14 protein-coding genes are annotated in these 13,129 nt (G+C 66.3%); 3 read left to right on the forward strand and 11 right to left on the reverse strand.

Going from position 1 to position 13,129, the window contains the following annotated elements:
• Nucleotides 1-109: 109 nt before the first annotated feature.
• Together KDB67_RS22365 and KDB67_RS08410 are read right to left on the reverse strand one after the other, a co-directional pair.
• Nucleotides 110-172 carry a DUF933 domain-containing protein gene (locus KDB67_RS22365; RefSeq protein WP_366851968.1) on the reverse strand — a complete coding sequence of 21 codons (63 nt, stop codon included), beginning with the start codon at nucleotides 170-172 and terminating at the stop codon, nucleotides 110-112.
• A 337-nt stretch (nucleotides 173-509) separates the two neighbouring features.
• Entirely contained in the window at nucleotides 510-1,154 is a 645-nt protein-coding gene (locus tag KDB67_RS08410; RefSeq protein WP_291014741.1) for a DUF4145 domain-containing protein, read from the reverse strand.
• 394 nt (nucleotides 1,155-1,548) lie between these two features.
• Between KDB67_RS08410 and KDB67_RS22370 the strand changes: the two genes are divergently transcribed.
• The gene (locus tag KDB67_RS22370; RefSeq protein ID WP_366851970.1) at nucleotides 1,549-2,133 is read left to right on the forward strand and encodes a Scr1 family TA system antitoxin-like transcriptional regulator; all 585 of its coding nucleotides are present in this window, start codon (nucleotides 1,549-1,551) and stop codon (nucleotides 2,131-2,133) included.
• A gap of 16 nt (nucleotides 2,134-2,149) precedes the next feature.
• Here the strand turns inward: KDB67_RS22370 and KDB67_RS08420 are convergent, their stop codons facing one another.
• From KDB67_RS08420 to KDB67_RS08435, 4 genes are all read right to left on the reverse strand, one after another.
• Nucleotides 2,150-2,782 (reverse strand): hypothetical protein, encoded by a 633-nt coding sequence (locus KDB67_RS08420; protein WP_291014747.1) that lies wholly within the window; start codon nucleotides 2,780-2,782, stop codon nucleotides 2,150-2,152.
• Nucleotides 2,783-3,275: 493 nt separating this feature from the next.
• Entirely contained in the window at nucleotides 3,276-4,382 is a 1,107-nt protein-coding gene (ychF, locus tag KDB67_RS08425) for a redox-regulated ATPase YchF (protein WP_291014749.1), read from the reverse strand.
• 32 nt (nucleotides 4,383-4,414) lie between these two features.
• Nucleotides 4,415-5,716 (reverse strand): AI-2E family transporter, encoded by a 1,302-nt coding sequence (locus KDB67_RS08430; RefSeq protein ID WP_291014752.1) that lies wholly within the window; start codon nucleotides 5,714-5,716, stop codon nucleotides 4,415-4,417.
• A gap of 127 nt (nucleotides 5,717-5,843) precedes the next feature.
• Nucleotides 5,844-6,119, reverse strand: a complete 276-nt coding sequence (locus tag KDB67_RS08435; protein WP_291014754.1) for a hypothetical protein — start codon at nucleotides 6,117-6,119, stop codon at nucleotides 5,844-5,846.
• A gap of 91 nt (nucleotides 6,120-6,210) precedes the next feature.
• Here KDB67_RS08435 and KDB67_RS08440 point away from each other — a divergent pair, with 91 nt between their 5' ends.
• Nucleotides 6,211-7,425, forward strand: coding sequence for a DNA recombination protein RmuC (locus tag KDB67_RS08440; protein ID WP_291014756.1), 1,215 nt, complete (start codon nucleotides 6,211-6,213; stop codon nucleotides 7,423-7,425).
• A gap of 101 nt (nucleotides 7,426-7,526) precedes the next feature.
• Nucleotides 7,527-8,405 (forward strand): DUF6542 domain-containing protein, encoded by an 879-nt coding sequence (locus KDB67_RS08445; protein WP_291014759.1) that lies wholly within the window; start codon nucleotides 7,527-7,529, stop codon nucleotides 8,403-8,405.
• A 15-nt stretch (nucleotides 8,406-8,420) separates the two neighbouring features.
• On the opposite strand, the gene KDB67_RS08450 is transcribed toward KDB67_RS08445, so the two are convergent.
• The 5 genes from KDB67_RS08450 to KDB67_RS08470 form a co-directional block, all read right to left on the reverse strand.
• Nucleotides 8,421-8,975: a nucleosidase gene (locus KDB67_RS08450; RefSeq protein WP_291014762.1), complete on the reverse strand. Its 555-nt coding sequence runs from the start codon at nucleotides 8,973-8,975 to the stop codon at nucleotides 8,421-8,423.
• 62 nt (nucleotides 8,976-9,037) lie between these two features.
• A complete protein-coding gene (locus KDB67_RS08455) occupies nucleotides 9,038-9,922 on the reverse strand; it encodes an SDR family oxidoreductase (RefSeq protein ID WP_291014765.1) in 885 nt (294 codons plus the stop codon).
• 86 nt (nucleotides 9,923-10,008) lie between these two features.
• Complete coding sequence (locus KDB67_RS08460) at nucleotides 10,009-11,046, reverse strand: N-acetylmuramoyl-L-alanine amidase (protein WP_291014767.1); 1,038 nt, start codon at nucleotides 11,044-11,046, stop codon at nucleotides 10,009-10,011.
• Between the two features lie 142 nt (nucleotides 11,047-11,188).
• On the reverse strand, nucleotides 11,189-12,265 hold the full coding sequence (locus KDB67_RS08465; protein WP_291014769.1) for a GTP-binding protein: 1,077 nt from the start codon (nucleotides 12,263-12,265) through the stop codon (nucleotides 11,189-11,191).
• Nucleotides 12,262-13,128 (reverse strand): rhodanese-related sulfurtransferase, encoded by an 867-nt coding sequence (locus KDB67_RS08470; RefSeq protein ID WP_291014772.1) that lies wholly within the window; start codon nucleotides 13,126-13,128, stop codon nucleotides 12,262-12,264. The genes KDB67_RS08465 and KDB67_RS08470 overlap by 4 nt, the downstream gene beginning before the upstream one ends.
• Nucleotide 13,129 lies beyond the last annotated feature (1 nt).

The following is a 13,129-nucleotide window of genomic DNA, read 5'->3' on the forward strand; positions in this document are numbered from 1 at the left end:
CATCGGACGGCTGTCATTGATGCGACCTGCCAGCTCAGGGATACCAGGTGCCTACGACAATCCGACGAACCTGCACGACGAACAAGACCGGGACTTCGAGGTGGTCAGATCAGACGTTGAAGCGAAACTCTACGACGTCGCCGTCTTTCATGATGTAGTCCTTACCTTCCATCTCGAACGGGTCGAATCGCTACGCGCCCGGCTCGCCACCATCGACGCCGACTATGGCGCCGGAATCATCGACGGGCTGCGCCACCGCTCCGCGACCGACCGCGTGTGCGTCGAACTCGAAGCCACCGAACCGAAGCCGTCCACGCAACGCACCGGCAGCGCACTCGGGGAACTCCTCGCCACCGGCAACCCCTCGGCAGCCTTCCTGGATGTGGGCCTGATGTCGCAGCGCGCCATGATCGACACCCTGTGCACGGTGGGCTGCGCCGAGGAACGCGGGGCTGAAAGGTATTCGACCCCAAGATGGTTCAGGTCATCTGGCGCGAATAGACAGCCAATTAGGTGTTGTTCGGGGAGGCCTTCTGTTGCCTCCTGGCCTTGAACTCATCGAACCGGGCACGCAGCACGTAGAGGTGATTGAGCAGTGCTTCAGTGAAGTCGAGCATGTCCTTGGCGTCTTCGGGTGACACGTCGTCGTCATCGTGCGAACCTGCGTTGCCCGTAAGCCGCAGGAGGTCAGCCCATTCCGTGAGATCGCCGCTGATGGTGCCCTGCTTTTCAAGGGCTTCTAGCTTCGTCTGAAGCGTCCCCTTGGTCGCGCCGTTCATGTGACAGGTCCGCTCCAGCGCGTGCCGGGCCATCATCACGCTCGCCCGGTACGCCTTCGCGTCAAAGCAAGTCCGGGCCTCGCTGAACTCTGCTCGCAGCTCTTCGGGGATGGCAGGGTTGAGGCGGCGCGGCGTCGGGAAGTAGATGCCAGGTGTATCCAACTCGTACCCTCCGCCGAAATCCTCGCGGACTTGTACGACGGGAGCTTGGCACTCCGCCGAGCTGCACGCAAGAAGCGCGAACTCGGCCGGCGGCTCCCACGATACGTTCTGCACGAACCTGCCGATGACGCGACTGCTTGCGACTTGGGAGCAGCTCGGGCAGATGAACGCGCGGATATCGTCGTCCTCTACAGGCCCGCGTTGCTCGGCCACATTAACCCACCTCTCCCATGCGCGGCACGGTGCCGTCGTCTGACTGTATCCACTGCTCTGAGCTACCGTCACGGCATCACTAGATGTCCCGGTGCCGCCCACACACGCACCCGCGCTCGCGCTCGCACCCCGCTGACTACGGGACTTCGATATCCAGCGTGGAGCGTGTTCCATGTCCCATCCTTGCCGTCTCGTCAGCATGAAAGCCGCACCGCCGCGACCTTGGTTGCAGCTACACCACCATTCAGCGCCGCGTCGCTGACGGAACCTTTCCGTCCATACGCGTGGGCAGTTGATCCGGGTCAATCCCGGCGACCTCGACGCGTTGGAGGCAGAGCCCGAGCTGGCCTTCCTCCGGTGGCCGATCCACGCACCCCCGTACGCCGACTTCATCGTGAGGTTGGTAGACGCCCGCGCCGTCACTCACCGGTCAACAGCACGACTGCATCGCCGCGATTCTGAGCGGGACTACGCCCACGCAATCCTGCACGCCTGCACCGCGATCACCGGTGGACGTGACGACCTGGACGAGGCCGTCCACATGCGGATTGTCCGCCAGCTCGTCCTGCAGCGCGGCGGGCACCGCTTCCACATCCTGATCGGCGAAGCGGCGCTGCACCGGACAGTCGGCGACGGCGCGGTGATGGCGGCGCAGCTCGAACACCTCCGCGGCGAACTGGACCGCCCGAACGTCCGGCTCGGTGTGATCACCCCGGATGCCGCGCACCGCGGCCCCTACGACGAACGTCATCGTGTGCGACCGCAACGAGGTGCTCACCGAGATCGCCATCACCGAACTGACAATCACCCGGCCGCCGGATCGGAGATCGCTTTGCACGAGAAGACCTTCGCCTCTGGTCGCCGATCAAGCCGCCTACTGCGACGCCACCCGAGCGCTCGTCCGAGGAGCGCCGGAGCGGCGCACATGCGTGACCCATTGCATCGTGATCGTGAAGGGGTCACCGCTCATCTTCGCTAAATGGGTGAATCGCACGTTAGTCAAGCGTGGAGCGGGTATGCCTTAGCTGAGAAAGGTCGATTACACCGCCACCTGGACGACACTCGGGGCGTTCGTAGACATCCGCACCGGGGGGCACCTTACATCCCGCATGTATTGGTTGATGTCCTTCGTCTGGCCAGCAGAACGCGAACATCTTCCAGTGTCTGAAGCCTTTGCGCTGCAATATTATTGCGCCAGGCTGGCGAATAAAAGGAACGTGCGGGCGCTCAAATGCGAGGCAAAAGTCGAACCCGCTGAGTTTCACGGTGCCACCTACGATCTCGGGTCCAACATTGATGAATCGGAGTCCGGCCGAGTTCATGCGTACCGGCCCCTCGAAACTACGGGGGAACATGTAGAACGCCCAGGTAATGGGCCACGCCGCTCCTCTCCACAGAATCTCCGCCAGCTGCGCCGAATCGACACCGAGCCTGAATCGGTTGGCAATCCGCCCATCGACCGTTGCGAGACCGGAAACGAGCGCACCCCATAACACCTTGAGCAGCCAGAGTTGCAGAGTTGGACCGTTCAGCACGGCAAACGCGCAACGGAACTCAGTATCGGTCTCGCGATGCAGCATCATCTCGGCTTGTTCATCCCGAAAAGCCTGGAAGAATGCCGACGCCACGGTATCGAGATGACTCAGCGCTCCGTTATGTCGTCCACAGAGTATCCGAGAGGACAGAGAGTTGACCCCCACGTCGGCATATGGCCGTTCACCCAGCCACGCCGCGTTGCCCACTCTGACGACACTTCCATCGGCCGCGATGTGCCGCAGCGTCTCGGCACTAAGCCAGTGTTCACGTGTGGTATCCCGAGAGCAGTCCGCGCTCACATTCCCATAGCAGTCCGGGTTGGCATAACCGGTCCTGGGGCCGGTGACGAGGGGTCGAGGGGGTTGCGCAACCCAGGATTGGTCACGGGCGCGATGGCAGCTGCGAGCACGACGCCGTGACCCGCACGGGCAGTCATCATCGGAATCGGGTCCGAAATAGCGATTGTTGTATCGCATGTCCGGTACGTGAATGAACTGACTAAGCGGACGTGGAGATAGTGGAACGGACGTCATGCCGCACCTCGTTTCGTAAGGTCAACAGTTGCCCAGCACCCGCGCAGTCCGCCTACTTGGCAGCGGCTTTGCCGCCTGATGTTGTTTGAAAACGGAACTCCACGACGTCGCCGTCTTTCATGATGTAGTCCTTGCCTTCCATCCGGACCTTGCCGGCGGCCTTGGCGGCGGCCATGGAGCCGTTGGTGTCGAGGTCGTCGAAGGAGACGATTTCGGCTTTGATGAAGCCTTTTTCGAAGTCGGTGTGGATGACACCGGCGGCCCTGGGGGCGGTGTCGCCCTGGTGGATGGTCCAGGCGCGGGCCTCTTTCGGGCCGGCGGTGAGGTAGGTCTGCAGACCGAGCGTGTGGAAGCCGGCGCGGGCCAGGGAGCGTAGGCCGGGTTCGGTCTGGCCGATGGAGTCCAGGAGTTCCTGGGCGTCTTCCTCGTCGAGTTCGAGGAGTTCGGATTCGACCTTGGCGTCGAGGAAAACGCCATCGGCGGGGGCGATCGCGGCGAGGAGTTCGGCCTTCTTGGCGTCGTCGGTGAGGACCGATTCGTCGGCGTTGAAGACGTACAGGAACGGTTTCGCGGTCATCAGGTGCAGGCTGCGCACTGACGAGAGATCGAACGAATCATGCTGGGAGAACAGGGTTTTGCCCGAGTTCAGGAGTTCCTGGGCCTGCTTGGCGGCGGTCAGTTCGGCGGCCAGGTCCTTGTTCTTCTTCGCCTCCTTCTCCAGTCGCGGGATCGCCTTCTCCAGGGTCTGCATGTCGGCGAGGATCAATTCGGTCTCGATGACCTCGATGTCGGCGAGCGGGTCGACGCGGCCGTCGACGTGCACCACGTCGTCGTCGGCGAACACGCGCACCACCTGGCAGATGGCGTCGGCCTCGCGGATGTTGGCCAGGAACTGGTTGCCCATCCCCTCGCCCTCCGAGGCGCCCTTGACGATGCCGGCGATGTCGACGAACGACACCGTCGCCGGCAGGATCCGCACCGAACCGAAGATCTCGGCGAGCCTGGTCAGGCGGACGTCGGGCAATTCGACGACACCGATGTTCGGTTCGATCGTCGCGAACGGATAGTTCGCGGCGAGGACGTCGTTACGGGTCAGGGCGTTGAAAAGGGTGGACTTGCCGACGTTGGGCAGACCGACGATCCCGAGGGTGAGGCTCACGGGGGGTCAGTCTATCGGGCGCTGCGGACCGGCTACCCGCCGTCCTCCCCGGACTCCGGCTTTCCGGCTGAACCGCCGGAACCCGCGGGAACGTCCGCGTCGGCGCCGGAGTCGTCATCCTCGCCGGAGGGCCCGTCATCGTCGGGCGTCAGCTCGTAGTCTTCGCCGATCGCCTCGGTGATCGGGGCGCCCACCGGCGGCAGCGTCTCCCCCGCCCGATCCGCGATCTGCTCGTTGAGGTACCGCAACGTAACCGCGATGCACGCCGCGGCGGGCACCGCCAGGAAGGCGCCGGTGATACCGAACAGCGTGCCGCCGAGGGTCACCGCGAGCAACACCACCACCGCGTGCAGATCCATCGACTTGGCCTGCAGCCACGGCTGCAACACGTTGCCCTCCAACTGCTGCACCGCCAGGATGATGCCCAGCACGATCAGGGCGGTGGTCATGCCGTTGGTAACCAGCGCGATCAGCACGGCCAGCGCACCGGCGACGAATGCGCCGACGATGGGAATGAAGCCGCCCATGAAGGTGATCACCGTCAGCACCCCGGCCAGCGGTACCTGCAGGATCAACAGGCCTGCGCCGATGAAGAAGGCGTCGATGAAACTGACCAGCGCCTGGGTGCGGATGAAACCGCCGAGGGTGTTCCACATCCGCAGCAGCACCTCACCGATGTGGTAGCCGGCGGGACGGCCGATGCTGCGGTCGAGCCACGGAACGAACTTCGGCCCGTCCTTGAGGAAGAAGAACACCAGGATCAGCGTGGTGAACATCGTGACGATCATCGAGGTGGCCGTACCGACACCGGTGAACACACCGGCGGCGATCGTCGTGGCGCTCGACTGCACCTTCTTGATGATGGTGGCCACCACGTTGTCGACCTGCTCGTCGTCAATGTTCAGCGGCGGGCCTTGCAGCCAGTCGTACACCTTGTTGATGCCGTCGGTGGCTTTGCTCGCAAGGTCGGGAACCTGGTCGATGATCGACGGGACGATGATCGCGAGGATTCCGGCGATCACGCCGAGACCGACCAGCATCATCACCACGGCCGCGGCGGCCGGGGGTACGCGATGTGCGCGCATCCAGCGGACCGGCGGCCACAGCACCGTGCACAGGACGACAGCGAACAGCACCGGCAGCAGCACCACCCAGGCCTGGCCCAGCACCCAGAACAGCACCCACAGACCAAGCGCGCACGCCACCACCTGCAGGCTGACGAAAGCGGTCGATCGTAGCCCGCGCAACATGATCTCGGTGCGGGTCGGGTACAGCTCGGGCACGTCGGCCTGCGCGTCAGCGGGTGTGTCGGTCACCTTCGCATCCTCACACATTCCGGTGAAATCCGGTGAGAGGACGATGCCATCTTGCGGGGTTTAGAGGATCGTCGCTTACGCTCCTCGCGCCTCAACCGGCGGAACAGGCGGCAGAAAGAGTGAACGATTCAGGCGCGGCGCGGACTTACGAGTGCCGGGAGCGGCGGCGGCGGCCGAACCAGCCTTCGATGGCTCGTGCCAGGTGGGTGATCGCCTCGAGTTCAAGGCAGGTGGCGGAGGCGGTCACGTCGGCGGCAGGACGCGGCTGTGCCGACAGGCGTTCCTCACGCCGGGTCTCGGCGTCGACGGCGTCGGCTCCGTAGAGGCCGGTCAGCAGGTCGCGCGCCCACTCGGGGTATTCCGACAGGGGTACGTCTCCGGCTCCCGGATCGGTGCCGCCCAGACGAAACGGTGTGCTCATACCCTCATTCTTACATGCGGTGTAATGCACATCACCATCGTGGTTGCAACGGTATCGATGATTGTCGTACCCGGCATGCATCATGTGTCACATGAGTCTCGCCGCTGTTCTTCTGGCCGTGGTCGCGCTGCTCGTGGGCTGTGCGCTGGGGTGGACCGCGCACGCCGCCCGCGGTGGGTCCGAACTGGCCGCCGCCCGCGCCGAGGCCGCCACCCTGCGGTCCTCGCATCAGATGGCCGCGGCATCGCTGGCCGCCGCGTCCGAGGACGCCGCCCGCAGGCAGTCGGCGGCCATCGGGTCCGCGGTGGGCCACCTCGTCGATCCACTACGCAGCACCCTCAACCAGCTCGGCGAGGAACTGCGCCGGGTGGAACACGGCCGCATCAACGCCTACGCGGGGCTGTCCGAGCAGGTCCGGGGCATGCATCAGACATCGCACCGGCTACAGGACCAGACCCGCGCGCTGACCAACGCCCTGCACACGCCGCATGTGCGGGGCCGCTGGGGCGAGGTGCAGCTCGAACGGGTCGTCGAACTGTCCGGAATGAGCAGGCACTGCGACTTCTCGACGCAGGTGTCGCGGGCGGGCAGCCGCGGCGACGACCCGTCGGGCATCCGTCCCGACATGGTGGTGCATCTGCCACAGGGCCGCGACATCGTCGTCGATTCCAAGGTGCCGCTGCACGCCTACTTGGAAGCCGCCTCCGAAACCGACCCTGACGCGATCGCCGAGGCGCTGACGGCGCATGCGCGGGCCCTGCGCGGGCACATAAAACAGCTCTCGTCAAAGGCGTACTGGTCGTCGTTCGACAACACGCCCGAACTGGTGGTGCTGTTCCTGCCCAGCGACCCGGTGCTCGATGCCGCCGCCCGCGCCGACCCGGACCTGATCGAGTACGCCTTCGGCCTGAATGTGGTCCCCGCCACACCCGCAACGCTGATGACCCTGCTGCGCACGGTCGCGCTGTCGTGGCGGACCGACGCGATGGCCCAGGACGCTGCCTCGATCCACCGGCTCGGTGTCGAACTGCACCAGCGCATCGACAGTGTCCTTACCCACATCGACCGTGTCGGGGTGTCTCTACGACGGGCCGTCGAGTCGTACAACTCTGCGGTCGGGGTGATCGACACGCGGGTCGCGGTCACCGCCCGCAAACTCGCGGGCCTCGAAGCGCTCGGTGACCTGGCAGAACCCACCACACCAGGCGAAGTCGACTCCGTACCCCGATCGGCCGTCCGGGCCCGTGAGACCGGCGACGACACCGTGCGTCCCATGATTCCCGGTAGTCGTGCCCAGCAACACTGAACTCCGAACACCGGGACATCGAACGAGAACACAGCCGCACCGGAGAAACACATGGGGCAGCGCTGCGACGCATCCGGGCATATAACCGGTACCGTCTAGGTGTGTTTTCTGCGCAACGAACCGCATCGGCGGTGCCCGCCGGCCAGCAGTCGGTGTTGCCCACCCTGCGTGGCGTGCCCTGGTGGGGTGCGGTTCTGATCGCCGTCGCGATCACCGCGGTCGGCGCGGGTATCGACGCCCGCAGCACCGACGAACTCGGCGCGACGTTCAAGTTCTGCTTCCTCGTCGGCTGTGTCGCCGCGGCACTGCTGGTGCGCCGTCGGGCCCTGTTCACCGCTGCGGCCCAGCCGCCGCTGGTGGCGTTCGGCGTGGGCATCATCACCCTGTACACGGTCAACGCCGACCGCTCCACGGCCAGCCTCAAGAGCCTGATCCTGCAGGTCCTGCTGCCGATCGCCGACGTGTTTCCATGGCTGGCGATCACTTTCCTGGTGACGCTGGCGCTGGTGGTGGCCCGTTGGTTCGTCACCAGACCACCGGCCGCGGAGCGGGCACCGGAGCGGAAGAAGGACTCATCGCCGGCGAAGGACTCGTCGCAGACCGGTTCGAAAGACGGTGCACGCGCGCGGTCGTCGAGAAGACTCGGCCGCAAACGCCCGGACACGCCGGACGCATCCGAGCCGACGTCGGGCGAGCAGCCAGTGGTCGTACCGCCCGGTCGCGGCCGTGGCCGCCGGGCACGTCCACACGGACCGGGCGGCGACCCCGCACCGGCACGAGCCGCCCGCACTGAATCGCCGACCCGCTCGAACGCGCCCAAACCACGCTCGGGGTCCGCACGCACCCCGGCCCAGGGTGGTCAGCGCCGGGCCACGGCCGGGCAGGTGTCCCGGGCGGCGGCCGCCAAGTCGTTCATCCCCGGATCGCCCGCCGATATCCGCGCCGAGGTGTTCGACGCACCGCCCCCCGAGCGCTCCTGACGCGACCGGGTTGAGTCAGAGTTCGCCGCGCACCCACTCGCCGAGTTCCCGCGCTGCCTGATCGACCAGTTGCGGCCAGTCGAGCGCCTTCTCGTCGGCGCTGTCGCTGACCACCTTCACCAGCGTCGCCGGAATCTCGAATGCGGCCGCGACGTGTGCGATCGCACAACCCTCCATGTCGACGAGGTCGGCGCGGGTGGCCAGCTCCGCCCGATGCGCCGGGTCGGCGACGAAGGTGTCGCCGGTGGCGAGCACCGTTCCGTCGCCGCCCGTGAGATCCCAGCTGTCGATCACCGGATAGCCCATCGCGGTGAGGGCGTCACTGCTGATGTCGTGCTCGATCACGGTCGACGGCACGAACAGGCCGGCATGGTGATCGTGCAGTGCACCCGCGGTGCCGATATTGACGATCCGCTGTGTCGGCGCACCCGATGCCAACTCACGGGTGAGAGCAAGGGCTGCGGCCACCTTGCCTATGCCGGTGATCAGCAGGCGCGCGCCGTCGGGAACGTAGCGGGCCTCCGATCGGGTCGCGGATACGAGGAGGACGCCGGGATCGAATGAGGTCACGCGCCTATGCTGCCATCGCCGCAATAGCCGGGCAGCAGGGCCCGGCAGCGGGGCCGGTCAGGCTACGCACGGGCGCGGGCCGCCACCTTGCTGAAACGATTGTTGGCGATCCGCATCACAACCTCGTAGGGCAGCGCGAACTTACGCTTCCACCAGTAGCCGAAGCGGGTGTCGAACGAGGTGTAGACGATGAACCGGTTCTTCTCGACACCGGTGATGATCGCGGCGGCAGCCTTCTCCGGGCTGACCGCGATCTTGTGGAAGTTGTCCATCTGCTTACGCACCCTGGGGTCGTTCCTGTCGACGCCGACTATGTCGACGGTCCCGACCAGCGGGGTGGCCACGCCGCCCGGACACACTACCGAGACGCCGATGTTGTGCCGGCGCAGATCCATCCGCAGGACCTCGGACACTCCCCGGATACCGAACTTGCTGGCGCTGTAGGCGGCGTGCCAGGGCAGGGCCAGCAGCCCGGCTGCGGATGACACGTTCACCAGATGCCCGCCCTCGCCTCGCCGCACCATCTGCGGCACGAAGCACTCGATGATGTGGATGGGGCCCATGAGGTTGACATCGACCATCGACCGCCAGTGCCGATGCTCAAGGTTCTCCACGGTGCCCCAGGCCGATATCCCGGCAACGTTCATGACGACGTCCATGGTGCCGACCTGGTCATCGACCTCACGGGCGAAGGCCACCACCCAGTCGTAGTCCGAGACGTCACCGGCGCGGTGCAACACCACGGTGCCCCCGGACCGGCAGATATCCGCCGCGACGGCATCGAGGTCGTCGGCGCGCAGGTCGGTGAGCACCAGTCGCGCCCCGTCGCGGGCGGCGGCGATCGCCGTCGCTTTGCCGATGCCGCTGGCCGCGCCGGTGATGAGCACCGTACGACCGCGCAGCGTGGGCACCGGCGGCTTCATGAGGACGAGATCCTTCAATGCCATGGCTTGACCTTAATCAGCGATCGGCCGGGGCTCACACCACCCCCGACGCCCGGTGAGCAATGGTGCGACCCCGGCACCCGGGTGGATCAGAACGGCAGTTTGCCTCCCGCGAGACCGTACACGATCTCGAGCATCGCTTTGAGGACCTGCGAGAACACGTCCGATCCGTCGGTCGCGAGAATCTTTATGACCTCGGCGATGTCTCCTGCGGCGATGAGCTTCTGCACGAACGGCAGCACGATCCGCAGGCCGGCGAACGGATTGTCGTCGGCGGCCGGTGGGGCCGGTTGCGGCGGGTTACCCGTGCTCACCGGGGGTGTCTCGGCCGTCGGCGCGGTCTTGGTGACATAGCGGGTGATGCCGTCGGTGATGGCCAGCGCGTATTTGAGCTGCCCCTCCTTGGAGGTCAGCGCCATTGCGTCGGCGGGATTGGACAGGTTGCCCATCTCGATGAATACCGCGGGCACCGTGGTGAGGTTGACGGCCGCGATGTCCGAGCGCCCCTGCAGCCCGTCCCGGACACCCGCGTAATTGGCGGGCCGCAGGCCGGCGCTGACGAACGCGTCACGCATCGCCACCGATGCCGTGCGGCCGGCGCCGGACTGCACGCGATTGACCGTCTTGTCAGGGATCGGCAGCTTGGGCACGATGATGTGGAAGCCTCGCTTGCCCGCGTCCGGCCCTCTGGAGGTGGAGTCGGCGTGCAGGCTCACCGCCACCGCGGCGCGGGATCGGCTCGCCGCTGCGGCGCGCTGGTCGACGCAGCCACCCCAGCCGGTGTCGTTGGGGCGACTGAGCACGACCTTGACGCCCTGGCTTTCCAGTCCTGCCTTCACGAGCCTGGTGATCTGCCAGTTGACGGTGTGTTCGGGGACTCCGTTGACGGAGGTGCTGCCGGTGGTCTGGCAGTCCTTCTTGCCGCCGCGACCGTCGGGCACCTGCGCGTCGAGCCGGTGACCGGCGGCGCTGCCCTGGTGTCCCGGATCGAGGAACACGGTGGTGCCTGCCAGCGGGGCGGCATGGGCTTCGGGAGCGACGAGGGTGGTCGCGGCCACCGAGGACGCCGCGGCGATGGAAACCGCGACGGTAATCGTGCGCGCTCGGGCGAATCGGGTCTTGATCATGCAGCGTGGGCACGACGACGCACAACGTGCGCGGTGTCGGTGCCGCCTCCCTTCAATTGCGCAACTTTGGTCACAACAGTCACATTTGTAACAAGTGAACCAGAGATGCGCCAGGAAGAGAATCCGGCGTGAGCCGTCGGGATCAATCGTTAGACAGCTGTGACGCGGCCGGAAGATGCCGGGTGATGCGCAGGATTCCGAACTCGTCGTCGAGGTCCGGGTCGGCGGACAATCCCTCGATATCGGCCCTGACCTGGCCCGCGTCGAGATCGGTGCCGATGACAACCAGGCTGCTTACGGGCGCGGCGGGCATCCGCCGAACTCCGGTCCGCTCGGTGCGCACGAACCCGCCGACGGCATGCACCGCGAACTGCTCAGCCGCACCGGCCGGCCACACCACGCCCTTGATTCGGTAGCACCCGGTGGGTGGCCGCTCAAGCATGGCGGCCAGCCGCCGGGGATCGATCGGGCCCACTACCTGCACAGATACCGAATCGAAAGCATCATGCAGGTGCGTATGGTGGCCCTGCTCCCCCGCCCCGCGATCGTCGGCACGCAGCAGTTCGTCGAGCGTCAGTTGCCGTGGCAGGTCGTCGCCGGGTTCGGGCCGATCCGACAGGTCGAACAGCGCGTCGCAGTCGATGCGGCCCTCGGTGGTCACGATCCGCGGCGCCGTCGGATTGAGTTCACCGACCATCGCGAGCACCCCGGCCAGGGTGCGATCGTCGGCGAGGTCGGCCTTGTTGATCACCACGAGATCGGCGATCGCGATGTGGCCGCCGATCTCCGGATGGCGCACATGCGTGCCTGCGGCGGCGACCGCATCGAGCACGTACACGAGCCCGCCGTACCGAACCGCCGGATCGGCGACCCGAGCCACCATCCTGATCAATGCACGAGGTTCGGCGATCCCACTGGCCTCCACGACTATGGCGTCCAGCCCCGCCGGCGCGGCGGCGAGCCCGCTCAGCGCCTCGGCCAGGCCGTCGGCGTCGACGGTGCAGCACAGACAGCCGTTTCCGAAACTGATGGTCCCCGCACTCTGCCCCGAGACCAGCAGCGCGTCGACGTTGATGGCCCCGAAGTCGTTGACGACCACTCCCAGGCGCGCCCCGGCCGTGTTGCCGAGCAGCGCGTTGAGCAGCGTCGTCTTACCGGCACCCAGAAATCCGGCGACGATGACGACCGGGATCGCCCGCCGGTCGCGGCGCGAGCTCACGACCCCGCGGGAACCGCGCCGGGCACGCACTCCGGGCACACGACGCGCAGTTCCCGGCCGAGCCGATCCGGGTAATTCTCGATGTTGGCGGTGGGTGCGCCGCATTCGGAGCACCGCCCGATCACCTCGGTGTGGTCGGAGAAGTCGACGGTCATCCGGTCGTCGAAGACGAACATCGACCCTTCCCACAGGCCGTCGTCACCGTAGGTCTCGCCGTAACGCACGATGCCGCCGTCGAGTTGGTAGACATCGCCGAAGCCGCGGGCCCTCATCAGCCGCGTGAGCACCTCGCAGCGCACCCCGCCGGTACAATAGGTGACCACGGTGCGGTCCTTGAGGTGGTCGAAGACCCCGGCGTCCAGAAGCGGCACGAAGTCGCGGGTGGTGGCCACGGGTGGGACGACGGCGTTCCGGAACCGGCCGACCTGCGCCTCGATGGCGTTGCGTCCGTCGAAGAAGACCACGTCCTCGCCCTTGTCGGCGACCAGCTGATGCACCTGTTCGGGGGTCAGGTGCTCGCCCCCGCCGACCACGCCGGACTCATCGACCTCGAGTTCGTCGGGCACCCCGAACGTAACGATCTCCGGGCGCACCTTGACGCTGAGTCTGGGGAAATCCGTGCCTGTCCCTTCGGACCATTTGATGTCCGCGCCGGAGAATGGCGCGTACTTGCGGGTGGCCCTCACGTACTGTTTGACGGCGGAGATGTCGCCACCGACCGTGGCGTTGATCCCGTGCGGCGACACGATTATCCTGCCGGTGACCCCGGCCGACTCGCTGACCGCCTGCTGCCACAACCTGATCGCCTCAGGGTCCGGCAGGGGGGTGAATACGTAGAACAGCACGATCTTAGGGGTTGCCACG

The organism is Gordonia sp. (in: high G+C Gram-positive bacteria), from assembly GCF_020438995.1.
Lineage (GTDB): Bacteria > Actinomycetota > Actinomycetes > Mycobacteriales > Mycobacteriaceae > Gordonia.

Bases quoted from the DNA above. Each gene is read 5' to 3' on its own strand.
- KDB67_RS08430 (WP_291014752.1), bottom strand. From the start codon at position 5,716: ATGTGTGAGGATGCGAAGGTGACCGACACACCCGCTGACGCGCAGGCC.
- KDB67_RS08435 (WP_291014754.1), bottom strand. From the start codon at position 6,119: ATGAGCACACCGTTTCGTCTGGGCGGCACCGATCCGGGAGCCGGAGAC.
- KDB67_RS08440 (WP_291014756.1), top strand. From the start codon at position 6,211: ATGAGTCTCGCCGCTGTTCTTCTGGCCGTGGTCGCGCTGCTCGTGGGC.
- KDB67_RS08455 (WP_291014765.1), bottom strand. From the start codon at position 9,922: ATGGCATTGAAGGATCTCGTCCTCATGAAGCCGCCGGTGCCCACGCTG.
- KDB67_RS08460 (WP_291014767.1), bottom strand. From the start codon at position 11,046: ATGATCAAGACCCGATTCGCCCGAGCGCGCACGATTACCGTCGCGGTT.